Source organism: Nonomuraea fuscirosea (assembly GCF_003001935.1).
In the GTDB taxonomy this organism is placed as follows: domain Bacteria; phylum Actinomycetota; class Actinomycetes; order Streptosporangiales; family Streptosporangiaceae; genus Nonomuraea; species Nonomuraea fuscirosea.
The window spans coordinates 74,325-92,464 of record NZ_PVNG01000009.1 but is presented as its reverse complement, the minus strand read 5'-3'; the positions used below and the strand labels follow the sequence as shown (position 1 = coordinate 92,464).

The window sequence follows — 18,140 nt, the reverse complement described above, 5'->3', positions numbered from 1 at the left end:
TGCCTTCCGAGCTCGGCCGTCAGGCGAAGACGCCTCCGACCAGGTTGAACAGGTAGGCGACCGTCATGAAGGACACCGCGCCGAGCATGTAGGCCGTGTACGAGATCCGCTCCGGCAGCCGCCACCAGCCCTTCCACCACGCGCCCGCCGTGCACGCCACGAGTCCTCCGGTGAGGACGAAGGCGGCCGAGGAGGCCAGCAGCGCTCCCGTGAGCGTCGGCGAGCCCAGGAAGATGGCGTCGCTCGGGGCGATGACGAGCGTGACGGCCAGCCCGTACAGGAAGGGCAGGATGAGGACGCCGGTGACCCAGGCCAGCCACCAGGCGGCCGGGTGCTCGGCGGGTCTGCGCCGGATCCGGCGGACGAGGGCGACGGCCGGGATGGCGACGACACCGATCAGGAGGGCGGCCAGCCCGGAGTAGAGCAGCGCCAGATACAGCCCGGCCGGCGCGCGTTCGTACGTCGTGGCCTCCTCCTGATGGCCGCCGGCGAGCACACCGTCGGCGCTGAAGGCGATGCGCTCCTGGCCGTCCTGCTCGGCGAAGAGCCCCGGCCCGATCCGGATCCACTCCTGGGCCGCGACGTCGGGATCAGGTGAGAGACCGGTGGTGGTGATCCTCCCGTCGCCGCTGGAGGTCACGGTGACGTGGTTCATCAGGCTGCCGAAGCGCAGGAGGTCGCCCACGGGCCGGCTGGTGAGGTACGTGCCGGCGTAGGCGGAGGTGTCGCCGCCGACGGGCCTGGGCTCCTCCGCCCGGCCGGGGAACTGGTCGTCGACGATGCGGTCGACGAGGTCGTGGAGCGCCGGCTGGGCGCCTTCGCCGTTGGACACGACGTAGATCCCGGTCTTCCGGTCGGGGAGCATCGCCAGCAGGTGGTGGAAGCCGTTGACGTCGCCGCCCTTGAAGAAGATCCGGTGGCCGTTGCGCCGCGTCTCCTCGACGCCGTAGCCCATGCCGGGCAGCCGCTCGTCCTGCGTGTAGTGGCGCCGCATCATGAGCTCGCCGATGCCCTTGCCGAGCCGGGGGTCGTCGTCCAGCAGCGCGATCATCAGCCGGCTCATGTCCGCGGCCGTGGTGACGGCGCCGGCGCCCGAGGCCGGGTGGCCGTAGTAGCGCCTCGACCGTGCGCGCCAGCGACCTCGTGCCCTGGGGGTCGGCCGTGGAGCCGCCGATGACGTTCGCCTCGAAGCCCGCGGTGTGGGTGAGGAGGTGGCGCAGGGTGACCGGGCGGCCGGGGAAGGCGTCGTCGATCAGCCGGCCCACGTCCGCCGGAGCGTCCGCCGCGGCCTGGCCGGTGCCGGAGAGGACCGCGAGCAGGATCATCGCGGTGATGAGCACTGCTCGCTTCAGGTGTTTCCGGCAACCGGCCTCGATCGCGGCCCGTCCCCGCCGCCCGACCTCCGTGAACGTCCGGTCGCCCGCATCGGGCGACGAGGGGTTTGCTCGCATAAGCAAACCATAGCTTATGCAAGCAAATCCGGGCCGGTAGGGTCAGGGCGCCGGGACGGTCACCCGCATGGCGAGCATGCGGGCCTCGCGGGCCGCCGCGCGGGCCTGCTCGTGGAAGTCGGGTGCGGCGCAGGCGAACAGCGTCGTGCCGTCCGCGCCGCCGAGGGCGCACGCGTACACCGGTGAGCCGGGACTGAGCTCGTCGGTGATCGTGCCGCCCTCGACCACCCGAACGAGGCGGCTGCCGATGGCGTCCGCGATCCACAGCGCGTTCTCGGAGTCGAGGCAGGCTCCGTCGCCGGCCACCGACAACTGCCCGAGCGCCTCGGCGATGCCGCGGTCGGCGGGCAGCGGCCCGAACTCCGCCCACGTCCGCCGGTTGACCAACTCGCCGTCGCCGGTGAGGTCGAACGCGGTGACCCTGTTGCCGAACGTCTCCACGACCACGAGCACGCCGTCGGAGGTGATGGCGCTGCCGTTGGGGAACCAGAGGTCGTCGGCCACCTCGGTGACGTGGCCGTCGGGATCCACCCGGTGCAGCGAGGCCGGCTCCAGCGGCGCGCCGCCCATCAGGTCGAAGCCGAAATTGCCCACGTAGACGCGGCCCTGGCCGTCCACGACCATGTCGTTGAGGTGGCCGGTGGCGTGCTTGCCGAGGTCGGCGTGGACCGAGAGGGTCCCGTCCTGCTCGCGGCGGAGGAGCTTGCGGTCGCGCATGGAGACGATGAGCAGCCGTCCGTCGGGCAGCCAGCCCAGGCCGGAGGGCTGCTCGGGGACGTGGGCCTCCTCGCGCAGGTCCGACCCGTCCTCGCGGATGGAGCGCACCCGGTGGGTGTAGAAGTCGGAGAACCAGAGCCGCCCGTCGCGCCAGCGCGGCGCCTCCAGGAAGCTGAAGCCCTCGGCCACGGTGGTGGTCTCCGTCATGGTCTTCCTCCTTGCGATGGGGTCATGGCGGTGCTGCCGGTACGGCGGGCTCGCAGGCGTTCGATCGCCTGGCGCAGGCCGGGGCTCTCGACGGCGACGATGACGGCGAGCAGCGCCGCGTACAGGAGCTGGGTGGAGAAGTCGGGCAGGGCGGTGACCGCGACGATCTGCGCGAGCAGGGCCACCGACAGGGTTCCGGCCAGCAGCCCCAGCGGGGCGCCGCGGCCGCCGGCCAGGGAGACGCCGCCAAGCAGCGCGGCCACGATGGCGAGGATCAGCGGCTGCAACCCGGGGTCCGGGTTGGCCGAGGCGTAGCTGTAGCCGAGCAGGGCGCCGCCCAGCGCCGCCAGCGTCCCCGACAGCGTGAAGATCCCGACGATCCGCCGGTCCACGCCGACGCCGGCGACCCGGCTGGCCCGGCGGTCGCCGCCGATGGCGCGCAGCTCGCGTCCCAGCTTGGTGCCGCCCAGCACGACGGCGGCGAGGAGGAAGGCCACCAGGGTCAGCAGGCTCCGCGGCGACAGGACGCCGGCGATCTGCTGGTCCACCCAGAGGGTCGCGTCGGCGTTGGCGTAGGTCACGCTCAGCCCGCCGGACATCGTGTAGGTCAGCCCCAGCAGCGCGATGTACGTGGCGAGCGTGACGGGCAGCGACGGCACACGCAACCTGGCGATCAGGCCGCCCTGCACCGCGCCGACGGCGGCTCCGGCGGCCACCGCGGCCAGCACGCCCATGACCGGCGAGTGCGCGCCGGTCTGGACGGCCAGCATGCCGCCGAGCGCGTACGTCCCGGCGACCGACAGGTCGAACTCGCCGGCGATCATCGTGATGCCGATCGCCAGGGCCAGCAGGCCGAGCTGGGCGAAGCCCTGCGACGCGTTGTAGACGTCGAACGCCTCCAGCGGCCGGCCGCTCAGCAGCGGCGAGCAGGCGAACGCGGCCAGCACGAGGAGCAGGGAGATCGCGGGCATCGCGTGCTCCGGCCGGCCCCACGACCGGCCGATCATCCGGCCGATCACCCGGCGGGTCATCCGGCCGATCATCTGGCCGGTCATCTGGCCGGTCATCGCCGGCCCCTGCCGGAGCGTACGTGCACGACGAGGACGACCGTGAGCACGAGGACTCCCTTCACGAGGATCTGCACGCCGGTCGAGTAGCCCCGCAGCAGCAGCACGTCGGAGATGACGGAGATGAGCACCGCGCCGCCGAGGGTCCGCACGGCCGAGCCGTGGCCGCCGGAGATCGCGGTGCCGCCCACGAGGACCGCCGCGATGGCGTCGAGGGTGAGGGTGCCGCCGAGCGTCACGGTGGCGGAGGTGGTGAACGAGGCGAGGAAGACCCCGGTCAGGGCGACGCACGCGCCGGAGACGGCCCAGGCGAGCACGGTCACCCGGCCGACGGGCAGGCCGGCCGCGCGGGCCGCGGCCCGGTTCTCCCCCACCAGGTACATCTGCCGGCCGGCCGTCGTGCGGCGCAGCGTCCATTCGACGACCACCGTGACCGCGAGCAGCACGTACACGGCCAGCGGCAGGCCCAGCGGGGTGGCGTTGAGCACCTCGAACCCCCGCGCCCCGGGGTAGACCGTGGTGCCGCCGCTGAACCAGGTGGCCGCGCCGCCGATGGCGAACCCGCCGGCGATGGTGAGCACGATCGGGTCGGCCTTCCAGTAGCCGATGACCGCGCCCTGGAAGGCGTTGAGCGCGACGCCGGCCGCGAGCGCGATCAGCAGGGCGGCGCCCAGCCCGAGGTGCTGGGTGCCGAGGAAGAACATGGCGACGACGGTCGCGATCTGGGAGGTGGCCAGCGACACGCCGGACCCGGCGATCATCACCATGGTCGCGCCGACCGAGGTGATGCCCACGAAGGCGGCCGAGGCGAGGATCGCGCGCGCGTTGTCGAGGGTGAGGAAGCGGGGCGTCGTCACGGCCGGGATCAGCAGCAGCGCCAGGAGGATCACGGCCAGACCGGCCGTCACGACACGCGGCGGCCACCTGCGCGCCGACCCGTCCGCCGCAACGGCCCCCGTCTCGGCCGTCATGCGTGCTCCGCCCCGCCGGTCATGTCGCGCATCAGCAGCGCGCCGTCCACGTCGCCCTCGTGCCGGCCCACCATCCGGCCGTCGCGCATGGTGACGATCACGTCGCCCAGTTCGAGCAGTTCTTCCAGCTCGGTGGAGGCGAATATCACGACAAGTCCGGAATCGGCGGCCTGGCGCAGCAGCCGGTGGATCGCCGCGCGCCCGCCGACGTCCACTCCCCGGGTCGGCTCGTCCAGCAGCAGGGCGAGGACGTCCGCGTTCTCCAGGCAGCGGCCGACGAAGACCTTCTGCTGGTTGCCGCCGCTCAGCGTCCCCACCGGATCGTCGAGCCGCTCCCCCGGCAGGCCCGACCGCTCGGCGAGCGCCCGGGCGGCGCGCCGCTCGTGGCCGGGCCGCAGGACGCCGGCCCGCCCCAGCGCGGGCAGGCGGGTCGCGACGAGGTTCCACGCGCTCGGCTTGCCGAGGAACAACCCCTCGGACTTGCGGTCGCCGGAGACGAAGGCGACCCCGCCGCGCGCGGCCCGCACCGGGTCGCGCAGCGGGACCGGCCGCCCGCGCAGCTCGGCCGTCCCCGTCGCTCCGGGATGCAGGCCGGCCAGGGCGCGCAGGACGTCGGAGGCGCCGCTGCCGAGCTGTCCGGCCAGCGCGTGGACGCGGCCCGCCGGGGCGGTGAGGGTGAAGCCGCCGAGCCGTCCCGGCACGCGCAGGTTCTCGATCCGCAGCGCGTGCGCCGGGTCCTGGGCCGGCCCGCGCGCGGCGGACGGCCGGTGGCTGGTCTCGCCGAGCATCCGGGTGATCAGCTCGTCCACCGTCAGGCCGGCGGCGGGACCGGTGGCGACGTCGCGGCCGTCGCGCAGCACGGTCACGACGTCGCACAGGTCGAGGACCTCGGCCAGCCGGTGGGAGACGAAGACGACCGAGCAGCCCGTGGCCGCGACCCGCCGGATCGCGGCGAACACGTGCCGGCTCTCGGCGTCGCTGAACGTCGCGGTGGGCTCGTCGAGGATCACCAGCCGGGCGTTCTGGCCGAGCGCCTTGGCGATCTCGACCAGTTGCCGCTCGCCGATGCCGAGCGCCGACAGCGGCTGGTCCGGGTCGATGCGCTCCAGGCCCAGGTCGTCCAGGATCCGCCGGCACCGGGCCGCGGCCGCGCGCCGGCGGTTGACGAACGGCACGCCGAGGTCGCCGAGCAGCATGTTGTCGAGCACGGTCAGAGCCGGTACGACGCTCAGCTCCTGGTCCACGAGCGCCACGCCCGCGCGCTGGGCGGCCTGGCGGCCGCGCAGCTCGACCGTCTCGCCGCCGATCACGATACGGCCGCGGTCGGGCGCGAGCTGCCCGGACAACATCTTCACCACCGTGCTCTTGCCCGCGCCGTTGTGCCCGCACAGGCCGTGAATCTGGCCGGCGCCCACGGTGAAGGAGACCTGCTGCACCGCGGGGACGCCGTTGAAGGCGTGGGCCAGCCCTTCCACGCGGAGCAGCGGACCGCCCCTTTCCGGCTGGCTCATGCCTGGCTCTGGCCGGCTCATGCGTGGCTGCACTGCTCGGCGAACTCGCCGACGTTCGCGGCGGTGACCCGTTCCTCCTGGACGGTCTCGCTGCGCGGCGGGTTCTTGCCGGTCAGATACCGTACGACGTAGTCGGCGGTCTGCTCGGCGATGGTGCCCGGATCCTCGGTGGCGGTGCCGTACAGCTCGCCCGCCTTGATCGAGTCGATGCCGGCCTTGAAGCAGTTGCTGCTGGTGACGATCAGGCCGTCCTTGCCGCCGATCGTGAAGCCCGCCTGCTTGGCCGCCTGGATGATCGGCAGCGCCATGTAGTCGGCCATGCCGTACGCGGCCTGCACCCCGTCCTTGCCGTGCTTGGCCAGGAGCTGCTGGGCGATGGTGCCGGACAGCTGCGGGTCCCAGTTGGCGTCCTGCTCGTCGACGACCTTGTACTGCGGCGCGGTCGCCAGGACCTTGTTGAAGCCCTTCATCCGGTGCTGGGTCACGAGCATGGACTTGGTGCCGGTCAGGACGATGATGTCGCCGGAGTCGCGGCCCTGGGCCTTGAGTCCCTCGATGATGTTCTGGGCGGCGTACTCGCCGAGCTTCTCGTTGTCCGAGAGCACCGACATGACCGCGTCCGCCACCGACGGGTCGGGCGGCCCGTCGAAGACGAGCACCGGGACGCCGGCCGCCCCGGCCTTCTTGATCGGCACCGCCATCGCCGTGGTGTCGAGGATGGAGACCACGATGAGGTCCGGCTTCTGCGCCACGGCCTGGTTGAACTTCTGGACCTGGGTGCCCGGGTCCATGGTGGTCATGTCGCCGATCTTCACGCCGGTGGGCGCCAGCCGTTCGGTGAAGACCTTGTTGAAGTAGGCGCCCCACGGGTTGCCGTTCCCGTAGCCGACCAGGGCGATCGTCCGGCCGGACAGCGACGTCCCTGAGGTGCCGCCGGACGGGGACGGCGCGGCGGGCCGGCCGCCGCAGGCCGAGATCAGCAGGGTGAGTCCGAGTGTGGCGGCGGCGAGGGATCTGGTGCGGAACATGGCTCTCCTTCGACCCTTCGGCGTGATGGGGGGTGAGGGCTCGCGCCGTCGTCAGGACGCGGGGGTCACAGGAGCCGCGCGAAGTCGGCCATCTCCTGGTCGGGGTCGAGCACGGGCTGCAGGAGCAGCTCGTCGATGCCGGACGCTTCCAGGGTGGCGACGCGTTTGACCAGGTCGTCCGGGGTTCCGACGAGACCGAGCTTGTCGACCAGGGAGGGGACGATCAGGTCGCGGTCCTGGGGGTAGATGCGGCCGAGGTAGTTCTCGTACAGGACGAAATGGCGGTCGTCGGCGGTGGCGGTGGTGCCGCGCCGGTCGAGCAGCCGCCGCACCGCGTCGGCCTCGTCGGGTTCGAGCCCGTCCAGGAACGAGGGGTTGTCGGCGGCGAAGGTGAGCAGCGCCATGGCGACGTGACCCATGGAGTCGCGGGCGAGGTCGCCGTGCGGGTTCTCGCCGTCGGCGAGGATGTGCATAGAGGTCATCACGTACGAGGTCGTCGGCGTGGTCACGCCGGCCTCGGCGGCCCCGGCCCGGTGGGCCTCGCCGAACGCCTGCCAGGCCGCCGGGTCGAGCAGGCCGAAGGAGATGGTGCCCGCGCCACGGCGGCCGGCGATGCGCGCGGCCTTGAGCCCGAAGGCGGCCACCACGAACTCGATCGGGTCGGTGGTGTTGACGTAGTCGCCGACGTGCAGGAAGCGCACGTCGCGGGTGCGCTCGCCCTCGCTGTACTCGGTGGGGCGGCCGGCGGTGAGGTCCTGGAGCTGGCGGGTGAAACGTTCCAGGGCGGCCATCGTCGTGGGCTTCATGCCCAGGGTGCGCCGGGCGGTGTTGCCGGTGCCGACGCCGCAGATGACGCGGCCGGGCGCGAGGGCGTTGAGGCTGGCGAGGGCCGCCGCGCAGGCGGGGGCCGAGCGCAGGGCGGGCGAGGTGACGCCGATGCCGAGCCGGATGCGGCTGGTGGCCTTGGCGCACAGGGCCAGGCCGACGAAGGGATCCCCGTTGACCATGGGCGTGTCGTAGACCCAGAAGCTGTCGTACCCGAGTTCCTCGGCCTTGGCCGCCAGGTCTTCCACCCCTGGCTTGGCCGTGACCACGATGCCCTTGCGCATGCCGCATCTCCTCGATTGCGAGCCAGGACTTACTTACTGAGCGCATAGTTACTGCGAGCGCGAGAGGTGTCAAGATGTGCGCGTGAACGTAGGACGGGACGGTAATGTCAGCGCGTCGAGATCGGCATCGGGGAGGATCGGGGATGGTCGCGAAGCGTCGCGGTCCGCGGCGGGGTGGCAATCCCCCGCTCGTCTGGCTGGACGAACCGTCCAGCGATCTCTGGGACGAAGACCTCTCGGACGTGACCAAGGCCCTGCTGGGCTCCGCGGTCCTCTGCTTCGCCGAGAAGGGGTTCCAGGCGACGACGACCCGCGACATCACGGGCAAGGTCGGGCTCACCCCCGGCGCCCTGTACGTGCACTTCTCCACCAAGGAGGAGGTGCTGTTCGAGATCGTGCGCAGCGGTCACCGCCGGGCCCTGGAGGCGCTGCGGGCGACGCTGCCGGGCGACGATCCGGAGACCCATCTGCGGCAGGTGGTCGCGGTGTTCGTGGAGTGGCACGCCGAGCACCACACGACGGCGCGGGTCTGCCAGTACGAGCTGACCCCGCTCTCGGCCGAGCACTACGCGGAGATCCTCGACCTGCGCGCTCAGTTCAACGCCATCTTCAGGGACGCGGTCGGCCGGATCGTCGACGGCGCGACGGCCGACCAGGACGACGTCAGCCGCCTGGCGCGCTCGATCCTGTCGCTGGGGGTCGACCTGGTCCGCTGGTACCGGCTGGGCGGCACCGACACCCCGGCCTCGCTCGGCGCGTTCTACGCCGACCTGGCCGTCCACATGACCGCCGCCGTCCGCGGCCGTCGCCCCACCAGCGCCTAGAGCTCGCTTCATGCTTGACAAGCGCCGCTCTCGTTACTAACTATGCGCTCAGTAAGCAGTGAGATCCGTCCTTTCCCGAGAGTCCGCCCGGTTCCCGAGAGTCTGCCCGGCTTAAGAAAGGCTGCCGACGAGATGCACGGCTTGATGCAGGAGCATGCCCTGACCCTCCCCCTGATCCTGCGCCGGGTGGAGCGCAACTTCGGGCACAAGCGGGTGGTGACGGGCCGGGTGGGCGGCGAGACCACCGCGACGTGGGCCGAGGTCTGCGTACGCACCCGGCGGCTGGCGGCGGCGCTGGACCGGCTCGGCGTCCCCCGCGGCGCCCGGGTCGGCACGTTCGGCTGGAACAGCCAGCGGCACGTGGAGCTGTACCTCGCGGTGCCGTGCGCCGGGCGGGTCCTGCACACGATCAACCACCGGCTCTTCCACGAGCAGATCCGCTACATCGTCGACGACGCCGCGGACGACGTGCTCTTCGTCGACCGGTCGCTGCTGCCCGTGGTGTGGCCGCTGGCGGCGACGCTCGCCGGTCCCCGTCACATCGTGGTCATGGACGACGGCGCCGACGTCCCGCTGCCCGACGACCCGCGGATCCTGGACTACGAGAAGCTGCTCGCCGAGGTGACGCCCATCGACGGCGACTTCTCCATCGCCGACGAGAACACCGCGGCGGCGCTCTGCTACACCTCCGGCACCACCGGCGACCCGAAGGGCGTCCTCTACAGCCACCGGTCCATGGTCCTGCACGCGCTGCTGCTGCTCATGGTCGACACCTTCGGCATCGGCGAGCGCGACGTGGTGATGCCGGTGGTGCCGATGTTCCACGTCAACGCCTGGGGGTTCCCGTACGCCGCGATGCTGTGCGGCGCGGACCTCGTCCTGCCCGGCCCGGCGACGCGGCCGGAGGAACTGATCGCGCAGATGGAGCGGCACCGCGTCACCTTCACCGGCGCGGTGCCCACGGTGTGGCGCAGCCTGGAGCCGCTGCTGGGCGAGCACGACCTGTCCAGCCTGCGGATGATCATCTGCGGTGGCGGCGCGGTGGACGACGCGCTGTCGCGCACGTACCAGGAGGCCATCGGGATCCCCCTCACCAACGCCTGGGGGATGACGGAGACCAGCCCGGTCGTGACGGTGTCGCGGCTGTCCACCGCGCACGACGACCTGGACGAGGACGCGCGGCGCGCGGTCATCGGCACGCCCGGCCCGTCGATCCCGCTCACCGAGCTGCGGCTGGCCGGCGAGGATGGATCGGAGATCGCGTGGGACGGCGTCACACCGGGCGAGCTGCAGGTGTCCGGCCCCACCATCGCCGCCCGGTACGTGGGCGAGGAGCGGCCGGGCCCGGCGTTCACCGACGACGGCTGGCTCAGGACCGGGGACGTGGCCACCATCGACGCCCACGGTTACGTGCGCATCGTCGACCGGACGAAGGACCTGGTGAAGTCGGGAGGCGAGTGGATCTCCTCGGTCGAGCTGGAGGGCGCCATCATGGCCGACCCCCGGGTCGCCGAGGCGGCCGTGATCGGCGTGCCGCACCCCCGCTGGGGGGAACGGCCCGTCGCGTACGTGGTCCGCCGGCCCGATGCCGACCTCACCGCCGACGACGTACGCGAGCATCTGACCGCGCTCGTCGCCCGCTGGTGGATCCCCGAGGAGGTGCACTTCGTCCCCGAGATCCCGAAGACGGCGACGGGCAAGTTCTCCAAGCGACAGCTCCGCCTGCAGCGCCGGCCCGACGCCGACCCCGCGCCGCCTTCACCGCCCTCGCAATCCGCGCAACCTTCACCACCACCGCAATCCCCGCAGCCTTCGCCATCCCCGCAGCCCTCGCAGTCCCCGCAGGAGTGAGCCACCATGCCCATCCAGCCTCGTCTCATCGTCACCGGCAGGGAGCCCGACGGCACCTCGGTGTTCGTCACCGACCGGCCCGCCGAGCCGATCTCCGTCGGAGCCATCCCCGGCTCGGAGTTCTACCTGATGTGGGGCACCGAGGACGGCACCGCCACGGTCGGCACCAAGCCGCGGCAGCCGACGACCTTCCCGTTCTTCCCCGGCGCCGGCGGCACCCGCATCCTGTTCCTGCGCTGGGCGCCGGACTCCTCCGCCCCCGAGCACCTCGGCGACCCCGCCGAGCTCGGCGCCGAGGCCGCCGCGAAGCTGCCTGGCCTGATGGACGTCTTCGAGCCGGACAACCCCGGCATGCACACCACCGACACCGTCGACTACGGCATCTGCCTGGAGGGCGAGCTGCACCTGGAGCTGGACGACGGCCAGGAGGTCAAGCTGACCCCCGGCGCCGTCGTGGTCCAGCAGGGCACCCGCCACGCCTGGCACAACCGCGGCGACCGGCCGGCGCTGATGTGCTACGTCCTGATCGGCGCCGAACGCGACTCCTGACGTCGCGCGGATCCTGCCACCCGGTTCGCCCGCCGCACCGCCCTTCCCCTGCTCCCGCCCGAAAGGCCGCCTGTCTGTGGACCGACTGCTGTTCGACGACGAGCACGACCTGTTCAGAGCCTCGATGGCCGCCTTCACCACCCGCGAGCTGCTCCCCCATCAGGAACGTTTCGCCGCCGAACGGCTCATCGACCGGGCCGCCTGGCGCGCGGCCGGCGAGCAGGGCTTCCTCGGCCTGGAGGTGCCCGCGAAGTACGGCGGCGGCGCGGCGGGCGACTACCGGTTCAACGCGGTGGCCTGCGAGGAGCTGGCTTCGAACGCGGGCGCAAGCTGGACAAGATCGGGCAGCCGGAGGCCGACACCGCCGAGCTGGCCACCCGCATGGAGGTGGCGCAGGCGTACGTCGACCACTGCGTCCGCCTGCACACCGGGCGAGCCCTCCGCCCGGCCGACGCCGCCAAGGCCAAAATGGTGGTCCGCCCACGTGCAGAACGACGTGCTCGACGCCTGCGTGCAGCTGCACGGCGGGTACGGCTACATGAGCGAGTACCTCGGATGGCCCCGGTACGAGATCGAAGGCATGGAGGATCTTGAGTGCGTGGTCGACAGCCGGCCGACGACCAGCGTCTGCCTGGCCGCCCCGACGTGCGGGCCGGACGCGAGCCCGACGCCCTCAACGCCTACATGGACGGGCTCCGATACGTCGTCCCGATGGGCGCGCGTTCGTCCGCCACCGGTGTACAGCTCTTCGGTCGACGCTCACTTCTCCTGAAGGACGTACGTGGTCGGGAACGTGTTCAGTTACGTCAGAGGTCGACCTCGGCGAGGTGGTCGGCGGTCCCGCCGCGCCATTCGACCAGGAAGAGGCTCGCGTCATCACTTGTCGTCCCCTGCCGTTGGCGCATCAGTGCGTGAGAAAGGCTTCGTACCATCTGCTGCACAGTTCTCGTCATGGGGCCGACGTGCTCGATGGACCTGATCAGACGTTCTTCGCCGAACTGCTCACCACCGGTCTCGTGCTCTTCGACGAGACCATCGGTGTAGAACAGCACCCGATCATGGCGCACGAGCTGGCGCGTGTTGATCTGCGGGGCGGCACCGCCAAAGCCGACCGGTAGGGTGCCCGCACCCTCCAACGCCTCGATGACCCGGTTGCCGCGGATCAGCAACGGCGCCGGGTGCCCTGCGTTGACCCATTCCAAGCAACCCGACCCGATGTCAAGACGTGCCATCTGCGCCGTGACGAACTGGTCGGGGCCGAACTGTTCGTTGATGGCCGCGTCCATGAATTCGTACAGTTCGGCAAGCGCGACATCAGCGCGTCTGGCGTGCCGATAGGCGCCGATGGCCACGGTCGCCAGCACAGCCGCGTTCATGCCATGGCCCATCGCGTCGATGACGGCCATGTTCAGGATTTCGTCGTTGAGGGCGTAGTCCAAGCTATCCCCGGCGACGTCATAGGCGGGCTCCATGATGCCGGCGACCGCGACCTGTGGGGTCACCATGGACAACGGGGGCAACAGCGACCATTGAATCTCCGCGGACACGCTCATCGGCTCGCGACGCCGTGCCATGAAGAACTGATCTGTATAACTGTTCTTGGTGACGAGCATGTCGGCGACCAGACCGGCCAGCCGTCGCAGCAATCGGCGGTCGTCGTCGTCGACCGCGGCGAGCGTCAGCGCCATCACCCCGACCTCGTCACTGCCATCGAGCAGCGGCAGGAACATCCGGATACCGTCGGCCACCGGATACTCCACCCTCGTCTCGCTGACGAAGGCCTCACCTGCCCACGACCCGTCAATGGGCAAGGGATCGCCGCCCGTGAGCCCCCTGCCCAGCAGCGGCACCAACATCACCTGGTCATAGTCCTGCAGCAGGATCGACACATCCCAGCCACCGATCTTGCGTACCTCCTCCGCGACCAGTGGAGCGATGAGCTGTGGCGGCATAGTGTGAGCCCGGTCCAGCAATTGCCCCAGCAACCGCTCGCCGAAACCTTCCGACCGGTCCACCACAACCCGGGCCCCTTTGGGGCTCCCCGGCGCACGTCCCGTCATAACTGATTCAGTCCCCCCGTCGCAGATTCCTTTCTGCCGGTATCCGGCCTTGAACCAGCACGGGCCTCTTTTGGCGTGGAATTGGCCGAGGACACTGTCCGGCGAGCCAATGTCAGGCAATGTTTGGGGCTTCTTGGCCCGCTACAGGTACTGGCCCGCCTCAGCGCTGTCTGTCTTCGACACACGCACCGACACCACGTTGGCCAGGTTGACGACCACGCCGTGCGGCTCGGCCTCACTGTCGTATCTCGCCCGCATCAACACCAGGCTGCGCCGCTCGTCCACAGCACGAGCGATCGCCGTCACCGCCTCCGGCTCCCCGTCGAAGTCCCCGCTCGTCACGGAGACGTCTTCACCGCCCACCAGGTGGAATCGAATGATCAGCACGACATTCTCGGACACGGCCGGCTCCCTTCGCCAGAATCCGCAAGAGATACCTGCCCGGCGTTGCACGCAGTACGCATCGGGGGTTCCTGGAACTCGCCTTGACGTCGATCCGCAAGCGGACTCACGTGATCAGGTCTTCGCCGCCGAATGAGCTGGGTCACGAAGGTGCCCGCCTGCCGTTGAAGATCACCATCTGCTGGGGTGTGGGCCGTTTCGGCGCCTACCGCGTTCAGCCGGCGTGCCTCTCGAGCATGAACGCGGCGGCCAGTGCCGGCTCGCATGGCCAGGCGGCGGCGCAGGCGACGCAGACGTGCCAGGGTCTTCCATAGTGTGTGTCGAGGGCACCGGCGGCTACCACGAAGTAGACCTTACTCAGCGGGTCGGCCTGAGCGCGCGCTGCGCCGATGAGAACGGCCATGTTGATCACCTTTACTGCATGGTGTCCTGACGACCCGGATCCTTTTCCGGCGATCACGTGGACCGGCACCGAGTTTCGAGTTCGGGGCGGAACCCGCGTCGGCAAGCGAGTGCTCCGCGACGGTCCGCTGCCACGACCTCCTGTGCGATCCAGAAGTGATCAGCCGCTGCCGGGGCCGGAGCGAGCGCCAGGCTCTCTGCTCGGGGCGATGGGGGCGACGCCAACCTGTATGCCAACGCACGAAATGTCCTCGGAATTTTTCCGATACCTCGATTTCGTGAGGAAGGAGGCGTTGAGTCGCCATTCGCGAAGATCGGTGCAGTCATCGATTGCGGTGATAACCAGGTCGGCGGTTGCTTGTTTCCTGTTCCCGGTCCGGAAGCGCACCCTTGAAGAAGGTCGCATCGCGACCGTGAACACCGGCCGGGCATGGTGCCCCGGCGAGGGCGGATCCGCGGTTTCCCGGGATGAGACGACCACCCGAGAGGACCGCTGAAGGGAAATGCTGTGAGCCTGACCAGGAAGATCAAGTCCAAGACGCGGGCCATTCAAGGTTGGATCATGCTCTACTTCGGCCGTGCCACCGGAAATCAGCATCTGGAGTCGAAGGGCTTGGCTGGACGACCTGGAAATAGTCTGGGACAGCGCAGCGGGAAGATCAGGAAAATGTTCAAGCACTGACCACGGTCATCGTCAACGACGTCGATGACAAACTCGCGACAGCCGGCCCGCAGGCCGGCATATTTCTGCTTCGAGCGATCAGAAAATAGCTGGCACAAATCTGGTGGAGCCATGAATCGTGCCATTCTCGTAGGTGTTCTCCAAGCCGGGCTCGAGTGATGCCGTCACGCTCGGCGCGCAGGGCGTTCTGGCCGAGGCCGAGGCGGTCGCGCGTAAGCGGCAGCACGGCATCGACGTCGCCGGCGAGCTGCGTGCGGGTGCTGCCGCGGCGGTGCTGCGCGGTGAAGCCGGCAACGCCGCCGAGATCGTGATCGGCGGCAGAGGCCGCTTTCGAGCAGGCGATGCTTCGCGCGAGTACGCTGCGCGTCGTCTACGCGTGGCGACCGCCGGCCCACGCGCAGCTTCCTGAGAGTGCCCATGACCTGGACGAGATCCACGCCGCCCAGTGCCGGACCGCGGGCGGCATCCTCCAGGGATGGCGGCAGCAATATCCGCAGGTTCATGTGATCGAGGACGTCCAGCAGATTCACCCCGTCGACGCCCTCGCCGGCGCGTCAGAAAAGGCGGATCTGGTCGTCGTGGGCTCCCAGAGCCAAGGGGCGATCGGCGCCGTGATGCTCGGATCCGTCACCCTCGGAATCCCGCACCACGCGCGTAGTTCCGTCGCGGTGGTGCGGCCGTAGTGGCACGGTCAGGCCATCATCAGCAGGTCGCGGTCCAAGCCGGTGACGCGCAGGACGTGGGAGGTGTACGAGCGGGGATTGGCCAGGGCGAGCGTAATGTTTTGGGCTCGGGCTCGGTGCTGGATGCCGACCAGTACGGCCAGGCCCGAGGAGTCACAGAACGACACCTGGGACAGGTCGAAGATGAGCAGCTTCGTACTGTGGCGTAAGGCGTTCAGCAGCTGGAGGCGAACCGCTGTGCTGGTGAAGATGTCGATCTCGCCGGACAGGTGGACGATGGTGGCGGCCGACGCACCGGTCCCGGCGAACGGGGCCCTAGGGATGCCGGTCACGAGATTTTCCGATCGGAGAAGCAGCCGGCTGCGGGCAGGTGGCCGCGAAATGGTGATGTCCGCATCGTGGCGGGAAGGTGGGGTGCCGGTCGGCTCGAAGCGCGGCGCGGACGGCGACGCGCCGGTCACTTCTGCGACTTCCTGCGTCCCAGCAACACGTCGAGGGCGACAACGCCGTGCGGGGCATCCGGTTCGCGGTCAGCGCGGTACTGACCGAGTCTGGGCAGAATCTGCTGGTAACCGCACAGGTCACGAAGCAGGCGCTCGACACCCGGGTATCCCTCGGCCACGAAGAAATCGGCCTTGACATGAGGGACCGGCTCCAGGAACCGGATCTCCATCACGGCCTCTTGCGGATCGAGGAGGAACGCGGCGTAGAAGTCATCGTGCGGCTCGGCGATCTGGCGCTCCAGAGGGCTCAGATCATCCTCGATGGATGGCGGGAAACCCCGCACTTTACAGATCCCGAACCCCTTGACGCACCTCTTCTTCTTCCGTCCGACGTACCCCTTGACGATTCGTTATTCCGTCGACGCTGCCTTCCAGCGCTACACCGTTCACCATGGCCCTTGGCATATCCAGCCTCCGTGCCGGCGACACGAGAACCGCTCCATCCGCAGGAGCCGGCACGTGGAGCCTGTCGTCGAAATTGCGATGAATGCAAATCCGTCTTTTGACGCCCGATCTTCATGCTCGGCGAACGGGCGTCACCACGGATGATCGGTTCTGGCTTCTGCGCGGGATCTGAATTCCTTCGGAACGGGCCTCTTCAGATCAGTAAGGGCGACTTTCCAGCTGAGGCCGACCGGAGCGGGCGATCTCTACGGCTCGCCTACACGTCGTTCCCTGGTCGCCAGTCGAAGTGCACGTCGGTGCTACCGGGATTGCCGTTGTTCTGGACCATGATCCATACTCCGCCGGTGGGCCAGGTACGATTCTGGGGAATGAAGGCAGTGGCACCATTGACGCTGGAACCAGCAGTTCCAGGTGACAGACGACTGACGTGGCCTCAGCTCCTATGAACTGCTGATGTCCACGTCCGTCACGGTAACCACAAGGTCTTTCCCCACGACCGTCTTCAGCAATTGCCACTGGCTGAAGTTGACGCGGTCGACATCGGACCCGGTTCCCATTGTGATACCTCCTGTCGTGGGACAGTATACACATGAAATGAAGGCCGGCAATTTTCTGCTGATGTCAATTGCGTCTCGATGACGCCCGGCACCCTCCTATGCGGATCGAATCTCGCGGAAACGGCCGTCTTGATGATGTCACCGCACCCCATTGCCGCAGGCCGTCCATTCGGCCGGCACTCCCGCCGTCGAGCGTTCGGCAGTTATCAATTTACTGATGCATTGTTTGCTTATTTCCTGTTTTCCCTCGCGCGGGCGGGCGTTGGGTCACAGGGGCCACCCCGCCGGCCGGCCGCGGCGATTCACGAGAAGACGTGAGGAAACATGGGAACAGGACTCGTCCAGGGCGCCAGTGGCCCTGCCCGGCAGAAGGTTTGCATCATCGGGGCCTCGGGGAAGCTCGGGCAGTACTTGGTGCAGCACGCGCTGGATCGGGGTTATGAGGTAGTTGGCGTGTGCCGGCCGGCGAGCGTGTCCAAACTCGACGCGTTCGAGGGACGCATCACCCTCTTTCCAGGAGCAACCGATGATGGCGGCGTCATCGAACGGGCAGTCGACGGCTGCGATGGAGTGCTGACCGTGCTGGTCCCGCGCGGGGTCCACGACTACGCGTCGGGAACGGCCCAGGCGGTGCTCGACCATGCACGGCCCGGCGCGCGCCTGCTGTTCTCCTGCGGCTGGCACATCACGCTCGACGGCCGGGATGTGTACTCGTGGAAGATCAAGGCACTGGTCAAGCTCGCCGGCCCACTGGCGCGGCTGGTTCGCTTCGCCGACCTCGACAACCAGGTGGACGCCTGCCGTCGGGTGTTCGCCAGCGACACACGGTGGATCGTCGTTCGCGGCAGCGACCTGGAGGAAGGCGACAGCCAAGGCCTGCCCGTATGGAGCCGGCACGTCGGCGACCCCATCCTCAAGAGCAACCTCACCCGCCGCATCGACTTCGCCTTGTTCTTGATCGCGGCCATCGGCAACGACGAACTCGTTCATGAGGCACCGGCTATAGTCGGCCGCCAGACCCCCTCAGCACTCGCCCACGCCGCCATCACCCCGGCACCGTGATCCCCTCACGCCCGTACAGCAGCCAGGCCGGCAACGGGGATGCGAAGCGCGTCGTGCCCTGACCGAGACCTCGTTCGACCGGCAGGGTGGCGGACGCAT

18 protein-coding genes and 1 pseudogene are annotated in these 18,140 nt (G+C 69.5%); 8 read left to right on the top strand and 11 right to left on the bottom strand.

Features of this window, described 5'->3' with window-relative positions:
* Nucleotides 1–19 precede the first annotated feature (19 nt).
* From B0I32_RS21505 to B0I32_RS21475, 7 genes and pseudogenes are all read right to left on the bottom strand, one after another.
* A pseudogene (locus B0I32_RS21505) lies at nucleotides 20–1,204 on the bottom strand (serine hydrolase); the annotation flags it as partial.
* Nucleotides 1,205–1,493: 289 nt separating this feature from the next.
* On the bottom strand, nucleotides 1,494–2,375 hold the full coding sequence (locus tag B0I32_RS21500; protein ID WP_106242144.1) for an SMP-30/gluconolactonase/LRE family protein: 882 nt from the start codon (nucleotides 2,373–2,375) through the stop codon (nucleotides 1,494–1,496).
* Nucleotides 2,372–3,442, bottom strand: a complete 1,071-nt coding sequence (locus B0I32_RS21495; protein WP_106242141.1) for an ABC transporter permease — start codon at nucleotides 3,440–3,442, stop codon at nucleotides 2,372–2,374. The genes B0I32_RS21500 and B0I32_RS21495 overlap by 4 nt, the downstream gene beginning before the upstream one ends.
* On the bottom strand, nucleotides 3,439–4,413 hold the full coding sequence (locus B0I32_RS21490) for an ABC transporter permease (protein ID WP_106242139.1): 975 nt from the start codon (nucleotides 4,411–4,413) through the stop codon (nucleotides 3,439–3,441). Before B0I32_RS21490 ends, B0I32_RS21495 begins: the two co-directional genes overlap by 4 nt.
* Entirely contained in the window at nucleotides 4,410–5,924 is a 1,515-nt protein-coding gene (locus B0I32_RS21485) for a sugar ABC transporter ATP-binding protein (RefSeq protein ID WP_181307637.1), read from the bottom strand. The genes B0I32_RS21490 and B0I32_RS21485 overlap by 4 nt, the downstream gene beginning before the upstream one ends.
* Before the next feature lie 17 nt (nucleotides 5,925–5,941).
* Entirely contained in the window at nucleotides 5,942–6,952 is a 1,011-nt protein-coding gene (locus B0I32_RS21480) for a sugar ABC transporter substrate-binding protein (protein WP_106242134.1), read from the bottom strand.
* 65 nt (nucleotides 6,953–7,017) lie between these two features.
* Nucleotides 7,018–8,061, bottom strand: a complete 1,044-nt coding sequence (locus tag B0I32_RS21475; RefSeq protein ID WP_106242132.1) for an LLM class flavin-dependent oxidoreductase — start codon at nucleotides 8,059–8,061, stop codon at nucleotides 7,018–7,020.
* Nucleotides 8,062–8,204: 143 nt separating this feature from the next.
* Between B0I32_RS21475 and B0I32_RS21470 the strand changes: the two genes are divergently transcribed.
* From B0I32_RS21470 to B0I32_RS60985, 4 genes are all read left to right on the top strand, one after another.
* Nucleotides 8,205–8,885, top strand: coding sequence for a TetR/AcrR family transcriptional regulator (locus B0I32_RS21470; RefSeq protein WP_181307635.1), 681 nt, complete (start codon nucleotides 8,205–8,207; stop codon nucleotides 8,883–8,885).
* 144 nt (nucleotides 8,886–9,029) lie between these two features.
* Nucleotides 9,030–10,736, top strand: coding sequence for a long-chain fatty acid--CoA ligase (locus B0I32_RS21465; RefSeq protein ID WP_245955967.1), 1,707 nt, complete (start codon nucleotides 9,030–9,032; stop codon nucleotides 10,734–10,736).
* Nucleotides 10,737–10,742: 6 nt separating this feature from the next.
* Nucleotides 10,743–11,285, top strand: coding sequence for a cupin domain-containing protein (locus B0I32_RS21460; protein ID WP_106242123.1), 543 nt, complete (start codon nucleotides 10,743–10,745; stop codon nucleotides 11,283–11,285).
* Between the two features lie 76 nt (nucleotides 11,286–11,361).
* Nucleotides 11,362–12,057, top strand: coding sequence for an acyl-CoA dehydrogenase family protein (locus tag B0I32_RS60985; protein ID WP_219911934.1), 696 nt, complete (start codon nucleotides 11,362–11,364; stop codon nucleotides 12,055–12,057).
* A gap of 34 nt (nucleotides 12,058–12,091) precedes the next feature.
* Here B0I32_RS60985 and B0I32_RS21450 read toward each other — a convergent pair whose 3' ends face one another.
* The gene (locus B0I32_RS21450) at nucleotides 12,092–13,303 is read right to left on the bottom strand and encodes a PP2C family protein-serine/threonine phosphatase (RefSeq protein WP_245955948.1); all 1,212 of its coding nucleotides are present in this window, start codon (nucleotides 13,301–13,303) and stop codon (nucleotides 12,092–12,094) included.
* Between the two features lie 183 nt (nucleotides 13,304–13,486).
* On the bottom strand, nucleotides 13,487–13,747 hold the full coding sequence (locus B0I32_RS21445) for a hypothetical protein (protein WP_106242117.1): 261 nt from the start codon (nucleotides 13,745–13,747) through the stop codon (nucleotides 13,487–13,489).
* Between the two features lie 910 nt (nucleotides 13,748–14,657).
* Between B0I32_RS21445 and B0I32_RS57785 the strand changes: the two genes are divergently transcribed.
* The 3 genes from B0I32_RS57785 to B0I32_RS21435 all read left to right on the top strand — a co-directional run bounded on the left by B0I32_RS57785 (nucleotide 14,658) and on the right by B0I32_RS21435 (nucleotide 15,514).
* A complete protein-coding gene (locus tag B0I32_RS57785; RefSeq protein WP_181307633.1) occupies nucleotides 14,658–14,831 on the top strand; it encodes a hypothetical protein in 174 nt (57 codons plus the stop codon).
* A 133-nt stretch (nucleotides 14,832–14,964) separates the two neighbouring features.
* Complete coding sequence (locus tag B0I32_RS57780; protein WP_181307631.1) at nucleotides 14,965–15,240, top strand: hypothetical protein; 276 nt, start codon at nucleotides 14,965–14,967, stop codon at nucleotides 15,238–15,240.
* A complete protein-coding gene (locus B0I32_RS21435; RefSeq protein WP_106242112.1) occupies nucleotides 15,173–15,514 on the top strand; it encodes a universal stress protein in 342 nt (113 codons plus the stop codon). The genes B0I32_RS57780 and B0I32_RS21435 overlap by 68 nt, the downstream gene beginning before the upstream one ends.
* A gap of 8 nt (nucleotides 15,515–15,522) precedes the next feature.
* Here B0I32_RS21435 and B0I32_RS21430 read toward each other — a convergent pair whose 3' ends face one another.
* Nucleotides 15,523–15,975, bottom strand: a complete 453-nt coding sequence (locus B0I32_RS21430) for an STAS domain-containing protein (protein ID WP_245955947.1) — start codon at nucleotides 15,973–15,975, stop codon at nucleotides 15,523–15,525.
* Entirely contained in the window at nucleotides 15,972–16,301 is a 330-nt protein-coding gene (locus B0I32_RS21425) for a hypothetical protein (protein WP_106242107.1), read from the bottom strand. The genes B0I32_RS21430 and B0I32_RS21425 overlap by 4 nt, the downstream gene beginning before the upstream one ends.
* A 1,002-nt stretch (nucleotides 16,302–17,303) precedes the next feature.
* Here B0I32_RS21425 and B0I32_RS21420 point away from each other — a divergent pair.
* The gene (locus B0I32_RS21420; protein WP_106242105.1) at nucleotides 17,304–18,041 is read left to right on the top strand and encodes an NAD(P)H-binding protein; all 738 of its coding nucleotides are present in this window, start codon (nucleotides 17,304–17,306) and stop codon (nucleotides 18,039–18,041) included.
* The last annotated feature ends 99 nt before the right edge of the window (nucleotides 18,042–18,140 follow it).

Coding starts and splice junctions, on each gene's coding strand:
- B0I32_RS21475 (WP_106242132.1), bottom strand. CDS start 8,061: ATGCGCAAGGGCATCGTGGTCACGGCCAAGCCAGGGGTGGAAGACCTG.
- B0I32_RS21495 (WP_106242141.1), bottom strand. CDS start 3,442: ATGACCGGCCAGATGACCGGCCAGATGATCGGCCGGATGACCCGCCGG.
- B0I32_RS21435 (WP_106242112.1), top strand. CDS start 15,173: ATGCTTCGCGCGAGTACGCTGCGCGTCGTCTACGCGTGGCGACCGCCG.
- B0I32_RS21500 (WP_106242144.1), bottom strand. CDS start 2,375: ATGACGGAGACCACCACCGTGGCCGAGGGCTTCAGCTTCCTGGAGGCG.
- B0I32_RS21420 (WP_106242105.1), top strand. CDS start 17,304: ATGGGAACAGGACTCGTCCAGGGCGCCAGTGGCCCTGCCCGGCAGAAG.
- B0I32_RS21470 (WP_181307635.1), top strand. CDS start 8,205: ATGGTCGCGAAGCGTCGCGGTCCGCGGCGGGGTGGCAATCCCCCGCTC.
- B0I32_RS21460 (WP_106242123.1), top strand. CDS start 10,743: ATGCCCATCCAGCCTCGTCTCATCGTCACCGGCAGGGAGCCCGACGGC.
- B0I32_RS21490 (WP_106242139.1), bottom strand. CDS start 4,413: ATGACGGCCGAGACGGGGGCCGTTGCGGCGGACGGGTCGGCGCGCAGG.
- B0I32_RS21480 (WP_106242134.1), bottom strand. CDS start 6,952: ATGTTCCGCACCAGATCCCTCGCCGCCGCCACACTCGGACTCACCCTG.
- B0I32_RS21465 (WP_245955967.1), top strand. CDS start 9,030: ATGCAGGAGCATGCCCTGACCCTCCCCCTGATCCTGCGCCGGGTGGAG.
- B0I32_RS21485 (WP_181307637.1), bottom strand. CDS start 5,924: ATGAGCCAGCCGGAAAGGGGCGGTCCGCTGCTCCGCGTGGAAGGGCTG.